Here is a 16,973-nt window from a genome sequence, read left to right as displayed (position 1 = left end):
TCGCGGTCGGCCGCATGTCGTGAAATGTATTCAGGTGCGGTCCAGAAGGACCGAATCCGGGTCGATGTCGAGCCGCAGACCGCGCCACACCGGGTGCCGCAGCCGGCCGTCGCCGCCCCACCCGGAGAACGTCACCTCGGCGACCAGGACCGGATCGAGCCAGTGCGCCCGGCGCCGGTCGGTCAGCGGGATCGTCGCCGGGTCGAACGCGGGCCGGTCGATCTCGAGACCGGTCAGCTCGGCGCTCAGCATGTCGAGAGTGGCGAAGTCGAGCCCGGAGCCGACCTTGCCGATCAGCACCAGCTCGTCGCCGTCGTACGCGCCGCAGTAGAACGAACCGATCTTGCCTTCCCGGTTGCCCTCCCCCGGATGCCAGCCGCAGAGGATGACGTCGCGGGTCTGCACCGGCTTGATCTTGATCCAGTCCGAGCTCCGCTTGCCGGGCAGGTACCGCGACTTGCGGCGCTTCGCGACCACACCCTCGAGCCCTTGTTCCGCAGAGAGTTCGAGCGCCTCGGCGCCGTCGGTGAGCGCCGGCGGAACCTCCCAGAACGGGTCCCCGATGTCGAGCGAGTCGAGCAGCCCGCGGCGGTCGTCATACGTTGCCTCTAGCAACCACTTGCCGTCGAAGCGGAGTACGTCGAAGAGCCGCACCGACACCGGCACTTCGGTGATCAGGTGCCGGAGGTGCCGTGGGTCGCGGACGTGCATCCGCCGTTGCAGCAGGCCGAACGACGGCGCCCCGTGCTCGTCGAGCGTGACGATCTCCCCGTCCAGTACGGCGGGCAGCCGCAGCCCCGGGGCGTCCGCCAGGCCGATCAGCTCCGGGTATCCCCCGGACACGTCGTGGCTGTTCCGCGACCAGAGCCGGCAGACACCGTCGTCGACGTCGGCGATCACCCGGATGCCGTCCCACTTCAGCTCGTACGACCAGCCCGCGCCGGACGGCAGCTCCCCCAGCGACGCCATCATCGGCAGCACCGGCGGAGCGGTCACCGGGCTCATGAGGACTGCAGTCGTTTCAGCGCGCCGAGCACCTTCTCCCGGTCGGCGGTCGGCCACATCGGCGGCAGCGAGGCGCGCAGGAACCCGCCGTACCGCTGGGTGACGATCCGCGGGTCGAGGATCGCGACCACGCCGCGGTCGGTGCTGCGGCGGATCAGCCGGCCGGTGCCCTGCGCAAGCAGCAGCCCGGCATGGGTTGCGGCGACCGACATGAACCCGTTGCCGCCGGCCTCGTCGACCGCCCGCTGCCGGGCCGCCATCAACGGCTCGTCCGGCCGCGGGAACGGGATCCGGTCGATGATCACCAGGTTGCAGGTGGAGCCGGGGACGTCGATCCCCTGCCACAGCGACAGGGTGCCGAACAGCGAGGTCTCTGGGTCGTCGACGAACTCGCGGGCCAGCTCCCCGAGCTGCGCGTCGCCCTGGCAGAGCACCTTCAGGTCCGTCGCCTCCCGCACGGCGGCGGTAGCGGCCTCGGCCGCGCGGCGGGAGGAGAACAGCCCGAGCGTCCGGCCGCCGGCCGCGGTGATCAGGTCGACGATCTCCTCGAACTGCTTCTTCCCGAGCCCGTCGCGGTGCGGCGCCGGCAGGTGCTTGGCGACATACAGGATCGCCTGCTTCTCGTACTCGAACGGGGAGCCGACGTCGAGGCCGCGCCACGGCAGCGGGCCCTTCTCGTCGGACTCGTCGAGGTCGGGCATCTCGTCGTCGCTGTCGAGCTTGTCGTTCGGGCGCAGGCCGACCTGGCGGGCGATCGCGTCGAAGTCGCCGCCGAGCGTCAGCGTCGCGGACGTGAGCACCGCCGTACGGTCCCGGAGGACCAGCTCGCGGAGCAGGCCGGCGACGGTCAGCGGGGCGATCCGGAGCTCGCGACCGAACCGGTCCCGGTCGATCATCCAGACCACGTCCGCGTCGCTCAGCGCGGCGACCCGCTCGGCGACGTCGAAGATCTCCTTGACCGCGCCCTTGGACTGCCGCTTGGCGCCGTCCGGGTCGTCGTCCTTGTCGTCGGACTTCTTGTTCAGGTCCGAGTACAGCCCGCGGGCCGCGTCCCGGACCAGGCCGGCGGCCTCCAGGACGGCCGTGTTGGCCGGCTCGATCCGGCCCTCGCGGGTGCCGTCGAGGGCGGCCCGGAGCGCGTCCGAGGCGTCGATCAGATCGTCGGCCTTGTCGTCGTCGACGAACCGGCGGGCCCGCTTGGCGGCCCGCTCCACCAGCTGCGGGGAGAGCTCGTCGCCGGCCGCGCCGGTCACCCGGGCGGGCAGCTCGTGCGCCTCGTCCACGATGATCACGTCGTGCTCGGGCAGGACCATCCGGTTCTCGAACGCGTCGATCGAGAGCAGCGCGTGGTTGGTGATGACGATGTCGGCCTTGCGGGCGTGTTCCTTGGCCTTCTCGGCGAAGCACTCCTCGCCGTACGGGCACTTCTGGGCGCCGAGGCACTCGCGCGCGGCGATCGCGACCTGCTGCCAGGCCTGGTACTGGTGGGACGGCGCGTGGTCCCGGTCACCGGCCTCGCCGTCGGCGAGCTGCTGCTCGGCCCACTCGCGCAGCTCGACCACCTGGCGGCCGACCTCGCCGGCCGGCGGCACGTCGACGAGCATGCCGTCCTCGTCCGGCGCGCCCTCGCGGATCCGGTGCAGGCAGGCGTAGTTGTTCCGCCCCTTCTGGATCGCGTACTTCGGCCGCCGCGGCAGCAGCTTCTCGGTCGCGTCCAGCAGCGCCGGTACGTCGCGGTCGACCAGCTGGGACTGCAGCGCCAGCGTCGCCGTCGAGACCACCACCCGGCGGTCCTCGATCGCGTGCACCAACGCGGGCACGAGGTACCCGAGGGACTTGCCGGTGCCGGTGCCCGCCTGGACGAGCAGGTGCGACCCCTCGTGCATCGCGGTGTCGACGGCCTGCGCCATCTCCACCTGCCCGGGCCGGGTCTGTCCGGCGATCCCGGACACGGCAGCTTCCAGCAGTTCCCGCACATCTACACCCACCGCCACACCCTAGCCCGGAGGACCGACAGATTTCCTTCCGGCGAGCGGGGGTGTGGACAACCTAGACGACCGCCCCGCGGTCCGGCTGCGCGTCCCGGTCGACCTGCGCACGCTTCGGGCGCGGCGGCGGGGCCGGGAATCGGCGCTCCAGCTCGAGCAGCAGGGGCGCGGCCGTCAGGTTCGAGGAGTACGTGCCGACGAGGATGCCGAGCAGCAGCGCGAGCGCGAAGTCGGCCAGCGAGTCGCCGCCGAGGAACAGCAGCGCGGCCAGGATGAACAGCGTCGAGATGCCGGTGTTGATGGTCCGCGGCAGCACGTTCACGATCGCGGTGTCGATGATGGCGCCGAGGTTGCCGGTCGCGCGGGCGCTGCGGGTCTCGCGGATCCGGTCGAAGACCACGACCGAGTCGTTCACCGTGTACCCGATGATCGTCAGGATCGCGGCCAGGAAGATGCCGTCGATCGGTTTCCCGGTCCACGCGAAGATCCCGACCACGACCGCGACGTTCTGCAGCAACGCCAGTACGGCGCCGGCGCCGAACGTCCAGCGGAACCGTACGGCGAGATACGCGAGCTGGGCGAACAACGCGATGCCGAGCGCGATCAGGCCCTTGTTGCGCAACTCCTTGCCGAGCGACGGGCCGATGCTCTCGTTCCGGATCACCTCGGTGTCGCCGGCGGTCCGGGAGACCGACTCGCGGATCTTCTCCGCCTCGTCGTCGCTGATCGTGCCGGTCCGGATCGTGAAGTCGTCGGTGCCGGACGCCTGGACGACGGCGGTCGGATAGCCGGCCTCCGTGACCGCGGCGCGCGCCTGGTCCGGCGTGATCCGCTGCGCCGTACTCACCTCGAGCAGCCGGCCCCCGGTGAACTCGATGCCGAGGTTCAGGCCGCGGACCGCGACACCGGCGACGCTGACGATGATCGCGGCCGCGGTGATCACCAGCCAGCGCTTGCTGTGCTTCATAAGTGCAGGCTGCCGGGCTTCCAGCCAGGTCCGGACGCGGCCGTGGCCGGCGATCCCGCTGAGCCCGGGACGCCGCAGTACGAACCCGCGCGAGACCACGAACTCGGCGAACACGCGGGTCACCACCAGGGCGGACAGCATCGAGGCGATCACACCGATCGACAGCGTGACGCCGAAGCCGCGGACCGGGCCGGCGGCCAGGAAGAACAGCAGACCGGCCGCGAGGAGGGTGGTGATGTTGGAGTCGGCGATCGCGGACAGCGCATTCTGGAAGCCGCTGCGCAGCGAACGCCGCAGACCGTCGGTGCGGCCGGCGATGTAGTCCTCGCGGGCGCGTTCGAAGACCAGGACGTTCGCGTCGACCGCCATACCGATCGCGAGCACGAACCCTGCCAGCCCGGGCAGGGTCAGGGTGGCGCCGATCGCGGTCAGGGCGGCGTACGAGATCGCCGAGTACCCGATCAGACCGAGCACCGCCATCAGGCCGACCAGGCGGTAGACCACGATGATGAACAGCGCTGTCAGCGCGAGGCCGATGATCGCGGCGAGCGCACTGGCCTGGATCGCGTCCTGGCCGAGCGACGGGCCGACGGTGCGCTGGTCGATCACCTCGACCGGTACGGGCAGCGCGCCGCCGGAGATCAGCGCGGCCAGGTCCTTCGCCTCCTCCTCGGTGAACGAGCCGGAGATCGTCGTCGTACCGCCGGAGATGCCCAGGTTGCAGAGCTGGTTGCCACCGTTCGGGTCGACCTGCGGGGCGCTGATCACCTCGTTGTCGAGCACGATCGCGATCAGGCGCTGCGGCGTACCGACCGGGTTGCAGGCCGCCTTGCCGGTGATGTTCGCCCAGGTCTTGCCGCCGTTCCCCTTGAACTTCATCTCGACGAACCAGCCCTGCCCGACCTGCTGCGGGTCGAGCATCCCCTCGGCCCCACTGACCAGCTCACCGGTCATCGCGGGCTTGGCGAGGCGCAGGTACCCCTGGCCTTGCTCGGGCGGCAGGTAGGTCTCGCCGGCCGCCGGCTTGGCCGGCTTGGTCGCCACCTGGTCGAGGACCTCGTGGAAGGTGAGCTGAGCGGTCTTGCCGATCACCTTCGCCGCTTCCCGCGGATCCTGAACACCGGGGAGCTCGACGATGATCCGGTTCTCGCCCTGGCGGGTGACGTTCGGCTCGCTCACCCCGAGCGCGTCGATCCGCCGGTGCAGCACCTGCGTCGCCTTGTCGGTGGTCTCCTTGGTCGCCTTCACCGTCGGCGAATCCTTCGCCTCCAGCACAATCTGCGTCCCACCCCGCAGGTCGAGACCGAGTTGTGGTTTCGCGGTCAACGTGACGTACGTCGACGCCGCCAGCACCAGGAACGCGAGCAGAGCACGGACAAGGGACGACCGGTTCACCGAAGCCTCCGGAGGTGGGCACCCGCAGCGCAGGTGTCATGACACAGAGCATCCACGCACCCGTGGAACGCCCAGTGTACGAACACCCCACAATCACACAAGCGACCGTGTCGCAACCGTAACAGGAGCAGCTCGTGCGGTTGCCCGGATCGCCTCGGGGGTTGCGCCTGTCCAGGTCTTGAAGGCTCGGTAGAACGAGTTGGTGTCGTTGTAGCCGAGGAGGAACGCGATCTCCGACGTGCGCAGGTTGCCGCCGGCGAGGTAGTGCCGGGCGAGGTTTTCGCGGGTTCCGGCGAGGACCGCCTGGAACGAGGTGCCTTCCTGGCTGAGCTGGCGCTGCAGAGTTCTGGCAGTGGTGCCGAGCTGGTTGGTGACTGCGGTGATCGACGGATCGCCTGCCGGAAGGGTTTCGACGAGGGCGGCGCGTACTCGTTCGGCGACGGTGGCCGAGGCTTGCAGGTCGGCGAGCCGTCGGCGGAGATCGGGGGCGAATACGCGCCACATCTGGTCGTTCTGGGTCAGGAAGGGGCGAGCGGCGTCGGCGGCGGTGAAGACGACGGAGTAGCCGGCGCCTTTGCGGACCCGGCGGCCGAGGTAGTTCTCGAGTGGCATGCGGTTCGCAGGCGGGGAAGGCATCGTGACGCGAGCGGGACGGACGTGCTCCCGGGTCGCAATGCGGGCAAGCGCGACCCAGAAGACCAGCTCGGTGGTGCCGAGGAGCGCCGGCGGCGTCAGGCCGGTCGGCCAGTGATAGGTGATCGTCACGTCCTCGGCGGTGGCGATGTCGAGTTTGACCGGGCCGATGAGGGGTTTGTATGCGGCGAGGCGTCGTGCGGCCGTACTGAGGTCCGGGCTGCAGAGCGCGGCGAAGATCGGGGGCGAGAAGAGCTCGACCGAGATCGCGTTCCCGATGGTGACCGCGAGGTCCCGATCAGAGTCGGCAGCTTGGCCCTCGGCGTCGAGCGCGTCCCAGAACCGGTAGTACTCCGGAACCGACAGTTCGACCGGCCGCCGGACGAACAGGTCTGCCGGCAGGCCGGCCCGCCGAAGGAGCCTCGCGGTCGGGATACCGACATCGCGCAGGAGGGCTGTGATGCTCGGCTCGAGGTCGAAGCGTTCGCCGGCCATGCGCCGAGCGTAGTCGCCGAGGCGGCTCCACGGACATGCATCGGACGCCACACGGCTTGCAGATCACGTCAACCCGATCGTGGCGTGATCTGCATGCCGAACGGCGTCCGCTGCTAGTGCCGGCCGCGCTGTCCGGTTCATAGCGTTGAGGCAGAAATCGACGACACCGCTCAAAGAAGGATTCACACCATGAGCAACAACACGGCCAAGGTCGCCCTCGTCACCGGCGCGTCGTCGGGCATCGGGGAAGCCACCGCACGCGAGCTCGTCGCCGCCGGCTACACCGTCTACGCGGCGGCCCGCCGGGTCGAACGGATGACGTCGCTCACCGACGAAGGCATCCGCCCGATCCGCATGGACGTCACCGACGACGTCTCCCTGCAGGAAGGCATCGCCAAGATCATCGCCGAAGCCGGCCGCATCGACGTCCTCGTCAACAACGCCGGCTACGGCTCTTACGGCGCCCTCGAGGACGTGCCGCTGGACGAGGCCCGCTACCAGTTCGAGGTGAACGTCTTCGGAGCCGCACGGCTGACCCAGCTCGTCCTGCCGCACATGCGTGCCCGCCGCGTCGGGAAGATCGTCAACATCACCTCCATGGGCGGCAAGATCCACACCCCGCTCGGCGCCTGGTACCACGCCACCAAGTTCGCCCTCGAAGCGATCAGCGACTGCCTGCGTCTCGAAGTCGCACCCTTCGGCATCGACGTCATCGTCGTCGAGCCCGGCGGCGTCAGAAGCGAATGGGCCGGCATCGCCGCCGACAAGGTCCGCACCGTCTCCTCCGACAGCGCCTACGCACCACAAGGCAACGCCGTCGCCGACTCCCTCGCCTCAGACTCCACCCAACGGCGCTCCTCACCACCGGAACTGATCGGCCGCACGATCACCAAGGCCGTCGCCGCCCGCAGCCCGAAGACCCGCTACGCCATCGGGTACGGCGCCAAACCGATGATCTTCCTCCGCGACGTGCTGCCCGACCGAACCTTCGACGCGTTCATCCGCCGCGCGACCGGGGTGCCATCGAACTGATGCCGGCCGGTCCGTCCCACGAGCGGGAGTTGCCCGTCGCGCAGGTCCGCGTCGCAGCAACCACCCATCACCTGCACCTCCACACACCACCTCCACCAAGCAGTCGCCCGCGAGCGCCAGCTCGCAAGAACCGGGCGCCAGCCCGGGGCGGGTGGGAGCGCGCGCAGCGGATGCGGGAGGGAGCGCAGCGACCGGAGCAGCCGCGGAGCACGCGGGGGCTTACCACCTCCACACGTCCGGAACACCCGCTCGTCCCACACCCCAGCAACCACTCACCACCGGCCGCCTTACCCACCACCTCCACCAAGCCGTCACCCGCGAGCGGCAGCTCGCAAGTCCGGGCGGCAGCCCGGGGGTGGGTGGGAGCGCGCGCAGCGGATGCGGGAGGGAGCGCAGCGACCGGAGCAGCCGCGGAGCACGCGGGGGCTTACCACCTCCACACGTGCGGAACACCCGCTCGTCCCACGCTCCAGCAACCACTCACCACCAGCGGCCATACGCACCGCCTCCGCCAAGCCGTCACCCGCGAGCGGCAGCTCGCAAGTCCGGGCGGCAGCCCGGGGGTGGGTGGGAGCGCGCGTAGCGGATGCGGGAGGGAGCGCAGCGACCGGAGCATCTGCGGAGCACGCGGGGGCTTACCACCTCCACACGTGCGGAACACCCGCTCGTCCCACGCCCCAGCAACCACTCACCACCAGCCGCCTTACACACCACCTCCACCAAGCCGTCACCCGCGAGCGGCAGCTCGCAGAAACCGGGCGGCAGCCCCGGGGGGCGGGTGGGGCGCGCGGAGTGGACGCGTCTGAGGAGCAGCGCGACGAAGCTAGCGGCGACGGAGCGCGCGGGGGGCTTTCCCGCGGAGCAGGCGGGGGGATTTCCTGGGGAGCCGCGGGGGGCTTACTCGCTCAGGCCGTTTTCTATGGCGTAGCGGACGAGTTCGGCGCGGTTGTGGAGTTGGAGTTTGCGGAGGGTGTTTTGGACGTGGTTCTCGACGGTGCGGTGGGAGAGGACCAGGCGGGTGGCGATCTGTTTGGCGGTGAGGCCTCGGGCTACCAGGCGGAGGACTTCGGTTTCGCGGTCGGTGAGTTGCGGGACCTCCGGACCGGTCCCACCCAGCCGGCGGTACTCCCCCAGCAGCAATCCCGCCAGCCCCGCGCTGAAGATCGCGTCGCCTTCGGCGGTACGTCGTACGGCGTCGTCGAACTCGTCCAGCGACGCCGACTTCACCAGGTACCCGGACGCCCCGTTCTTGACCGCGGCGAGTACGTCGTCCTGCTCGGCGCTGGCGGACAGCACCAGTACGCGGGTGTCGGGTAGCGCCGTGGTGATCTCGCGGGTCGCGTCGACGCCGGATCCGGTGCCGAGCTGGAGGTCCATCACCACCACGTCCGGCCGGGTCGCCAGCGCGATCTTCACCGCGGAGGCGACGTCCGAGGCGGTCGCGCACACGTCGTACCCGCGGCTGCCGAGGTCTCGGGCGACGCCTTCGCGCCACATCGGGTGGTCGTCGACGATCATCACGCGGGTCATCGCCGGCCGCCGTACGGTCGAAGCGAACACGGCTCGGCGACATCCAGCACTGCGGTCATATCTTCAGCTCCCATTCGGTTCCTTCGCCGGGGGCGGTGCGGACGGTGACGGTGCCGCCGAGGTCGGTGATGCGGCCGCGGATGGACTGGCTGACGCCGAGGTGGCCGTCGACGCGGGCCTGTTCGAGGCGGGCGGGCGTCGTACCGAGGCCGTCGTCCCGGATCGACACCACGACGTCCGCCCCCAGCTCCTCCACGACCACCCACGCCCGGGCTCCGGCGCCGGCGTGTTTGGTCACGTTGCTCAGCGCCTCCTTGACCGCGGCAACCAACTCCGTGGCAGTAGCCGCAGGCAACAGAACCTGACCAGCCGGTACGACGACGTCCACGCGCGTAGTGGCCAACGGCAACAACAACCCGCACAGATCCACCCGGTCACCGTTCACGGCGGGGCGCGTGGACATCAAGGTGCGCAGGGCAACCTCTTGTTCGGCGGCCAGTTCGGCGAGTTCGAGTGCCTCGCCGCCGATCGCCGTACCGCGCCGCTGGACCTGCGCCAGTACCTGCAGTACGCCGTCGTGGATCGACCGGCTGAGCCGCAGCCGTTCCGCGGTCGCGCCCTCCGCGGTGATCGCCGACCGCAGCCGCTCCCCCGCCTGACGCATCGTGGTGGCGGCGTACCCGACCACCAACCCGGCGACCAGCAACAGCTGCACGTTGCTGAGGATCTTCGACACGTGGTCCACCCCGCGCAGTGACAGCAACGCGAGGCTGATCGTGATCGCGCCGAGCAGCCCGCCGTCCCGCCCGCGGGAGATCGCCAGCGCGAGGACCGGCCCGGCCGCCCACACCGACGTCAGCACGGACGCACCCCCGCGGATGTCCAGCAGCGGCTGCGCCCACAGCGTCGCGTACATGCAGCCGACCGTGACGATCAGGTCCGCGAACGCCAGCCGCGTGTTCCGCCGCCCCCAGCGGATGCTGTAGCCGTACGACGAGATCAGCGTCCACACGCCCATCACCGCGAGTTGCAGCACCGCGCCGTACGGCCGGACGATCCCGTCCCACCGGGCCCACACGCCGAGGCCGGCGAACACCCAGGTGAGCACCCGGAACACCACCAGCGCACGCCACAGCGGCTGCAGCAGGTCGACGGTCGGGCGCTCCACGCGGAACAGTCTGCCAAGCCCGCCCTCGCGCACGCGTGAGCCCTTCTACTCAGAGATGCAGGTTTCCCCGCTCATTCACAGGTTTTGCTCAGTTTCCACTTCAGCTCACCGGATTTTCCCCGTAACCTCGCGCAAAACACGCTCGGGGGAGCATCGATCACACAGCGTCATCACACACGGAGGGGAATCGTGCGCAAGCTACCCGCCGGGCTGTTCAGCCTGGCCCTGGCCGCGACGACCGGGCTCGGCATCACCGCCGCCTCGGCCGGGACCGCCGCCACACCGCCCACGTCAGGGTCGGCGCCGATCGCCAATGCGAAAGCGGCCTCAGATGAGCTGTCCAGCCCGCTCGAGGACAAGCGGCGCGACCTGCGGCAGGAGGCCCTGACCAAGGTCATCAACGGGCAGGCCACCCCGGAGCAGCGCAACGGCAGTACAGTCGTCAACCTCGGCGCGAAGGCGGCCGGTGCGAAGGGCACCAAGAACGCCAAGGGCAAGGTCGACCAGTACGTCGAGCTGTCCCGCGAGAAGACCGACCGGATCTTCGTCGTACTCGCGGAGTTCGGCAACGAGCGGCACCCGAACTACCCCGACCAGGACACGTCGACGGCCACACCCGGCCCGGCGCGGTTCGACGGACCGGTGCGCAACCAGATCCCGGCCCCGGACCGCTCGGTCGACAACTCGACGATCTGGCAGGCCGACTACAGCCGGCAGCACTACCAGGACATGTACTTCGGCACCGGCAACTCGCTGAAGAGCTACTACGAGAAGCAGTCGTCGGGCCGCTACTCGGTGTCCGGTGAGGTCACCGACTGGGTCAAGGTCAAGTACAACGAGGCCCGCTACGGCCGGTCGAACGGCTACCCGTGCGCCGGCAACGTCTGCAGCAACACCTGGAACCTGATCCAGGACGCGGTGAACCAGTGGGTCGCGGACCAGGAGGCCAAGGGCCGGACGAAGGCCGAGATCACCGCGGACCTGAAGTCGTTCGACCAGTGGGACCGCTACGACTACGACGGCGACGGCAACTTCAACGAGCCGGACGGCTACATCGACCACTTCCAGATCGTGCACGCCGGCGGTGACCAGGCCGACGGCGACCCGTGGCAGGGCGAGGACGCGATCTGGTCGCACCGCTGGTACGCCGGTTTCCCGGGCGGCCCGGCGAGCAACCCGAACGGCGGCGCGCAGATCGGCGACACCGGCATGTACGTCGGTGACTACACGATCCAGCCGGAGAACGGCGGCGTCAGCGTGTTCGCGCACGAGTACGGCCACGACCTCGGCCTCCCGGACGAGTACGACACGGCCGGCGGCGAGAACGGCGTCAACTGGTGGACCCTGATGGCACAGAGCCGGGTGAGCGCGCCGACCGACGGCGGTATCGGCGAGCAGGCCGCCGACCTCGGCGCCTGGGACAAGCTGCAGCTCGGCTGGCTGGACTACGAGATCGTGAACGCCGGCCAGACCCGGACCGTCGACCTCGGCCCGCACGAGTACAACACGAAGAAGGCCCAGGGCCTGGTGGTGCCGCTGCCGAAGAAGTCGGTGGAGCACCAGCTCGTCACGCCACCCACCGGTACGAAGGACTGGTGGAGCGGTCAGGGCAACAACTTCACGCACACGATGAGCCGCCAGGTCACCCTGCCGGCCGGTCAGCCCGCGAGCCTCACGTTCCAGGCCAACTGGGACATCGAGGACTGCGGTACGACGGCCTGCGACTACGCGTACGTCGACGTCAACGACGGCACCGGCGCGAAGCCGATCAAGGGCACCGTCACCAACGATGCCGAGGGCAACGGGATCGACGGCAAGAGCAACGGCTGGAAGCCGGCCACGTTCGACCTGTCGGCGTACGCCGGCAAGACGATCACGCTGCAGTTCCGCTACGTCACCGACCCGGCGTCCGGCGGGTTCGGGTTCTTCGCCGACGACATCAAGGTGACGTCGGGATCCACCACTGTGCTCGACTCCGGCGCGGAGACCTCGCCGGACGGCTGGACGCTGAACGGGTTCAGCTCGGTCGGGTCGTCGTACACGAGCCAGCACGACAACTACTACCTGGCGTCGAACATCAACTACGTCGACCACGACAAGTTCCTGCAGACCGGGCCGTACAACTTCGGCTGGCTGAACACGCTGGGCGACAAGGTGGAGCACTTCGCGTACCAGGACGGTCTGCTGATCTGGTACTGGGACACCTCGCAGTCGGACAACAACACCAGCACCCACCCCGGGTCCGGCCTGGTTCTCCCGGTCGACGCGCACCCGGTGCCGATCAACCGGATCGACGGCACCCTGTGGCGGCCGCGGGTGTCGGCGTACGACGCGCCGTTCGGCCTCGAGCGGGCGGACTCGTTCACCCTGCACGTCAACGGGCAGGCGAGCTACGTCCGCGGCCAGAACGCCGTACCGACGTTCAACGACAGCAAGTCGTACTGGTCCGCCGACCTGCCGGCGAGCAGCGTCAAGGTCCCGAACAACGGCGTCGACATCAAGGTCCTCGCGAAGACCGGCACCTCGATGAAGGTCCAGGTCAGCAAGCGCAAGTGATGCCTTGAGCAACCAGTGGCCCGGGAGCTGCGGCTCCCGGGCCACTCGTCGCCTAGGCCGTCAGCGGTTTCGCGAAGATCTTCTCGATCGCGGCCTCGTAGCCGAAGCCCATCACGAGCGCCGGCCAGAAGGTGATGCGCAGATCGGGTTTCGCGGCCTTGACGACGGCGAGCAGGATCAGCGCGCTCACCGCGCAGAACACCAACAGCGCGGCGTATTTCGGCACCCAGGCCGGCAGACCCGGCCTGGCGGTCGTGCCGAACTGCTTCTTCACATACCCCTTCAGCACCGGATAGACGATCGCGATCAGGACCCCCAACGCGATTCCCAGGAACGCTTCCATTCCGAACCCCCTCAAACGCACCAATCCACATCCTGCGCGCCGGCGCCGTCGCCGTCGTCCACAGTCGCCGGTACGGCGATGCTGACCCGCCAGTGCGGCCCGCCCTCGAGCGGCGGACCGTCCAGCACGAACACGAACATCGGCCGCGCCGTCCGCGCGGGCTCGTACCGCGAGGGCTCCGTATAGCCGAGCGCACCGCGCAACCTGAACCCCCGGGCCGCACCGGCCATCGCGTCGACGGCGGTCTGGAGCTGCCCCGGATCGCGCCAGCCGGCCGACGGCCGCAGCGACGCGACCGGCCGGACGCCGATGTCGATGAACGACCCGCTCGGAAGGTCGAACCAGATCATCCGGCCGCCGGGGCCGATCGACGGCAGCCCGGCGATCCGGGTCAGCACCTGCCGGTCGACGTACGACGGTGGCTCGTCCTCCTCGGAGTACACCTGCCGCTCGGGGACGGTCCGGTACAGGTAGACCAGCGCCGACTCCCACAGCCGGTACGGGTCCTGGTCAAGCCGGATCCGGGCCAGTCCCCCGGAGATGTCGAACGGTTCGAGCGAGACATCGCGCAACCTCGGCGCCGCCTCCTCGTCCTGCACCGACGGCGGCGCGTACGTGAGGATCGGCGGCAGCTCGTACCGGCCCATCAGCCCGGCGGCCCAGTCGGCCGTGTCCGGCAGGAACAGGTCTTCCCACTCCATCTCACGACCTCCACGCGACGCCGGGGACCGCGCTGGTCCGGGGGCCCGGCAGCGCGCCGATGCTCAGCTGGTCGAGGACGTTGCGCGCGTCCTGGTCGTCGTCGCCGAACGCGATCGCGACCGGCTTGTCGGTGCCGACGTAGCTCCCGGCCTGGATCGACACGAACCACGCGTCCGTCACCGGCTTGGTCGCCAGCTCCCGCGCGAACGCCGTACCGCGGATCGACGCCTGCAGGGACACCGACGCCGGCGAGGCGAACCCGAGGATCAGCCGCAACTCCGGCCCCAGCCGGTCCGTCCGCCACTGCCGGTCCCAGTCCTTGGCGGTCAGGTCGACCAGGTCGCAGCAGTCGAAGATCACGATCGCCGGGCCGTTGTCGCCGAATCCGCCGCCCAGCAGCCGCCAGTCGTTCGCGTGCAGGGCGAGCTCGAATCCGTTCGCACCGCGCATCCCGTGCGTCGCGACGTACAGGATGTCGACCTGCTGGGCGCTGCCGCCCGGATCCAGGTCCGCGTCGTCGAGGTTCTCGTCGAACGTCACCAGGTGCGCCTCCGCACCGGCCGCGAGCATGCCTTCCAGGAACAGCGACGGCGCCCGGTACGCGTACCGCAGCCGCCGGTACCAGAGCTTGTTCAGGCCCTGCCGCTGGAAATGCGTCGCCCAGACGACGCCGATCGTGATCGCCATCCCCCCACCCCTGGATCGGAGGATGACACAGAGTGAGGGCGCCGCCAAGACTTCGACGACGCCCTCTCACGGATCGTTACTACGAGGCTGCGGCTACCTGGTACGGCGTCAGGTCGCCGGCCAGCGCCGGGTGGACCCGGCCGCTGATCCTGGTGCCGTCGGCGGTGTGTTCGAGCTGCTCGACCGACCCCTCGGAGTGGATCCGGGAGACCAGGTCGCCACGCTCGTACGGCAGCAGCACCTCGACCAGGACGTGCGGCTGCGGCAGCGAGCCCTCGATCAGCTCGCGGAGCTTGTCGATGCCCTCACCGGTCCGCGCAGACACCACGATCGCGTGCGGCTCGCGGTGCAGGATCGGAGCCAGCGCGAGCGGGTCGGCGGCGTCGGCCTTGTTGATCACCACGATCTCCGGTACGCCGGTCGCGTTGATCTCGGCCAGCACCTCGCGGACCGCCTGGATCTGCGCGATCGGGTCCGGGTGCGAACCGTCCACCACGTGCAGCAGCAGGTCCGCGTCGGTGACCTCCTCCAGCGTCGAGCGGAACGCCTCGACGATGTCGTGCGGCAGGTGCCGGACGAACCCGACCGTGTCGGTCAGCGTGTACACGCGGCCGTCGGCGGTCGTCGTCCGCCGGGTCGTCGGGTCCAGGGTCGCGAACAGCGCGTCCTCGACCAGCACGCCCGCACCGGTGATCTGGTTCAGCAGCGAGGACTTGCCGGCGTTGGTGTATCCAGCGATCGCGACCGAGGGCACCAGGTTCCGGCGGCGCTCCTGGCGCATCGTCGACCGGGTGCTCTTCATGTCCTTGAGCGAGCGGCGGAGCTTGGCGATCTTGGTGTTGATCCGGCGCCGGTCGGTCTCGATCTTCGTCTCACCGGGACCACGGCCACCGATACCGCCACCGGCCGCACCGACACGTCCACCGGCCTGGCGGGACAGGTTTCCACCCCAACCGCGCAGGCGCTGCTTCATGTACTGCAGCTGCGCCAGCTCGACCTGGGCCTTGCCTTCCTTGCTCTTCGCGTGCTGCGCGAAGATGTCCAGGATCAACGCGGTCCGGTCGACCACCTTGACCTTGAGCTTGTCCTCCAGGTTGCGCAGCTGCGCGGGCGCCAGCTCGCCGTCCGCGATCACCGTGTCGGCGCCGAGGGCCGCGACCAGGTTGCGCAGGTCGGCCACCTTGCCGGAGCCGATGAAGGTCGCCGGGTCCGGCTTCTTCCGGCGCTGGATCACGCCGTCCAGCACCTCGGAACCGGCGGTCTCGGCGAGCAGCTTCAGCTCGGCCAGTGAGTTGTCCGCGTCCTCGGCGCTGCCCTCGGTCCAGACGCCGACCAGCAGCACCCGCTCGAGCAGCAGCTTGCGGTACTCGACCTCGCTGATGTCGGTCAGCTCTGTCGACATACCGACGACACGTCGCAGCGCCTGACGCTCCTCGAGCTCCAGACCGTCGGTGCCCAACTCGGAGTCGTGACCCGTCAACGAATCGCCTGAGTCCTCGCCCTCGATGAGGTCAAGTTCGACGTCGGTGGTCTCGTCGTAAGAATGTGAATGGGTCGTCATATGCCTTCCATGGTGGCACGGGCCACCAACTCCGGCGACTCGTTTAAGGCAACCAGGCTAGATCGAACTCACCCCGCGCGTGTAGTACCGCGGGACCGGTGAGTTCCAGATGGTTGTCCGCACGCCATGTCACACTGACTTCACCGCCCGGTACGCCGACCCGGTACGTCACCGGGAGCTCGTCCCGAGCCTGCCGCGCCGCCGCCACGGTCACGGCGCAGGTCCCCGTGCCGCACGAGCGGGTCTCCCCCGCGCCGCGCTCGTGCACGCGCATCTGTACGTCGTGCGCGTCCCGCCGTACGACGAACTCGATGTTCACCCCGTTCGCGAACGCGGCCGCCGGGGTCCAGGTGGGCTGGTCGCACAGGTTGCCCGGCTCGTCCAGGCTGTCGACGAACGCGACCGCGTGCGGGTTGCCCATGTCGACGTGCAGCGCCGGCCACTGGTGACCGTTGGCCTCCACTACGATCCCGGCAGCGTCGGGGAGTCGCGGGGCGCCCATGTCGACGGTGAGCGTGCCGTCGTCGTTCTGGGAGACCTCCTTGACGCCGGCGCGGGTACCGACCCGGACCGGTTTGCCGTCGATCAGGCCCGCCTCCGCGAGGTACTTCACGAACACCCGGACGCCGTTGCCGCACATCTCGGCGATCGAGCCGTCCGCGTTCCGGTAGTCCATGAACCAGTCGCCGCCGTCCTCGACGTACGACTGCCTGTCGCCCTGGATCACCCGCAGTACGCCGTCCGCGCCGAGACCTGCGTGCCGGTCGCAGAGGAACCGCACCACGGCCGCGTCGAGCTCGCCGTGCACGGAACCGTCCGGGTCGGGCAGGATCACGAAGTCGTTCTCCGTGCCGTGGCCCTTCAACCAGGGAAACGTACTCATGGGGCAAGCGTACGGGGCGGATCTCCAC

The 16,973-nt window shown here is 69.6% G+C and carries 13 protein-coding genes; 2 read left to right on the top strand and 11 right to left on the bottom strand.

Going from position 1 to position 16,973, the window contains the following annotated elements:
* Positions 1-30: 30 nt before the first annotated feature.
* The 4 genes from ligD to ACQHIV_RS02875 all read right to left on the bottom strand — a co-directional run bounded on the left by ligD (position 31) and on the right by ACQHIV_RS02875 (position 6,483).
* On the bottom strand, positions 31-1,005 hold the full coding sequence (ligD, locus tag ACQHIV_RS02890) for a non-homologous end-joining DNA ligase (RefSeq protein ID WP_427891361.1): 975 nt from the start codon (positions 1,003-1,005) through the stop codon (positions 31-33).
* Positions 1,002-2,999: an ATP-dependent DNA helicase gene (locus ACQHIV_RS02885; protein WP_427891360.1), complete on the bottom strand. Its 1,998-nt coding sequence runs from the start codon at positions 2,997-2,999 to the stop codon at positions 1,002-1,004. The genes ligD and ACQHIV_RS02885 overlap by 4 nt, the downstream gene beginning before the upstream one ends.
* Before the next feature lie 55 nt (positions 3,000-3,054).
* The gene (gene secD, locus ACQHIV_RS02880; RefSeq protein ID WP_427891358.1) at positions 3,055-5,355 is read right to left on the bottom strand and encodes a protein translocase subunit SecD; all 2,301 of its coding nucleotides are present in this window, start codon (positions 5,353-5,355) and stop codon (positions 3,055-3,057) included.
* A 93-nt stretch (positions 5,356-5,448) separates the two neighbouring features.
* Entirely contained in the window at positions 5,449-6,483 is a 1,035-nt protein-coding gene (locus ACQHIV_RS02875) for an AraC family transcriptional regulator ligand-binding domain-containing protein (protein ID WP_427891356.1), read from the bottom strand.
* A 189-nt stretch (positions 6,484-6,672) separates the two neighbouring features.
* Between ACQHIV_RS02875 and ACQHIV_RS02870 the strand changes: the two genes are divergently transcribed.
* Entirely contained in the window at positions 6,673-7,515 is an 843-nt protein-coding gene (locus ACQHIV_RS02870; protein ID WP_427891354.1) for an oxidoreductase, read from the top strand.
* An 897-nt stretch (positions 7,516-8,412) separates the two neighbouring features.
* Here the strand turns inward: ACQHIV_RS02870 and ACQHIV_RS02865 are convergent.
* Together ACQHIV_RS02865 and macS are read right to left on the bottom strand one after the other, a co-directional pair.
* Complete coding sequence (locus tag ACQHIV_RS02865; protein WP_427896395.1) at positions 8,413-9,045, bottom strand: response regulator; 633 nt, start codon at positions 9,043-9,045, stop codon at positions 8,413-8,415.
* A 55-nt stretch (positions 9,046-9,100) separates the two neighbouring features.
* Positions 9,101-10,213, bottom strand: coding sequence for a MacS family sensor histidine kinase (macS, locus tag ACQHIV_RS02860; protein WP_427891353.1), 1,113 nt, complete (start codon positions 10,211-10,213; stop codon positions 9,101-9,103).
* A gap of 189 nt (positions 10,214-10,402) precedes the next feature.
* Between macS and ACQHIV_RS02855 the strand changes: the two genes are divergently transcribed.
* Positions 10,403-12,769 (top strand): immune inhibitor A domain-containing protein, encoded by a 2,367-nt coding sequence (locus tag ACQHIV_RS02855; protein ID WP_427891351.1) that lies wholly within the window; start codon positions 10,403-10,405, stop codon positions 12,767-12,769.
* Between the two features lie 52 nt (positions 12,770-12,821).
* On the opposite strand, the gene ACQHIV_RS02850 is transcribed toward ACQHIV_RS02855, so the two are convergent.
* The 5 genes from ACQHIV_RS02850 to dapF all read right to left on the bottom strand — a co-directional run bounded on the left by ACQHIV_RS02850 (position 12,822) and on the right by dapF (position 16,945).
* Complete coding sequence (locus tag ACQHIV_RS02850; RefSeq protein ID WP_427891349.1) at positions 12,822-13,112, bottom strand: hypothetical protein; 291 nt, start codon at positions 13,110-13,112, stop codon at positions 12,822-12,824.
* 11 nt (positions 13,113-13,123) lie between these two features.
* The gene (locus tag ACQHIV_RS02845) at positions 13,124-13,813 is read right to left on the bottom strand and encodes a hypothetical protein (protein ID WP_427891347.1); all 690 of its coding nucleotides are present in this window, start codon (positions 13,811-13,813) and stop codon (positions 13,124-13,126) included.
* Between the two features lies 1 nt (position 13,814).
* On the bottom strand, positions 13,815-14,501 hold the full coding sequence (locus tag ACQHIV_RS02840; RefSeq protein ID WP_427891346.1) for a DUF6345 domain-containing protein: 687 nt from the start codon (positions 14,499-14,501) through the stop codon (positions 13,815-13,817).
* A gap of 79 nt (positions 14,502-14,580) precedes the next feature.
* Positions 14,581-16,062 (bottom strand): GTPase HflX, encoded by a 1,482-nt coding sequence (gene hflX, locus ACQHIV_RS02835; protein ID WP_427891344.1) that lies wholly within the window; start codon positions 16,060-16,062, stop codon positions 14,581-14,583.
* Between the two features lie 43 nt (positions 16,063-16,105).
* A complete protein-coding gene (dapF, locus tag ACQHIV_RS02830; RefSeq protein WP_427891342.1) occupies positions 16,106-16,945 on the bottom strand; it encodes a diaminopimelate epimerase in 840 nt (279 codons plus the stop codon).
* Positions 16,946-16,973: the final 28 nt, after the last annotated feature.

This window comes from Kribbella polygonati, assembly GCF_050320105.1.
Taxonomy (GTDB): domain Bacteria; phylum Actinomycetota; class Actinomycetes; order Propionibacteriales; family Kribbellaceae; genus Kribbella.
Note: the sequence above shows the minus strand (reverse complement) of the source record. Positions and strands in the feature narration are given on the sequence as shown.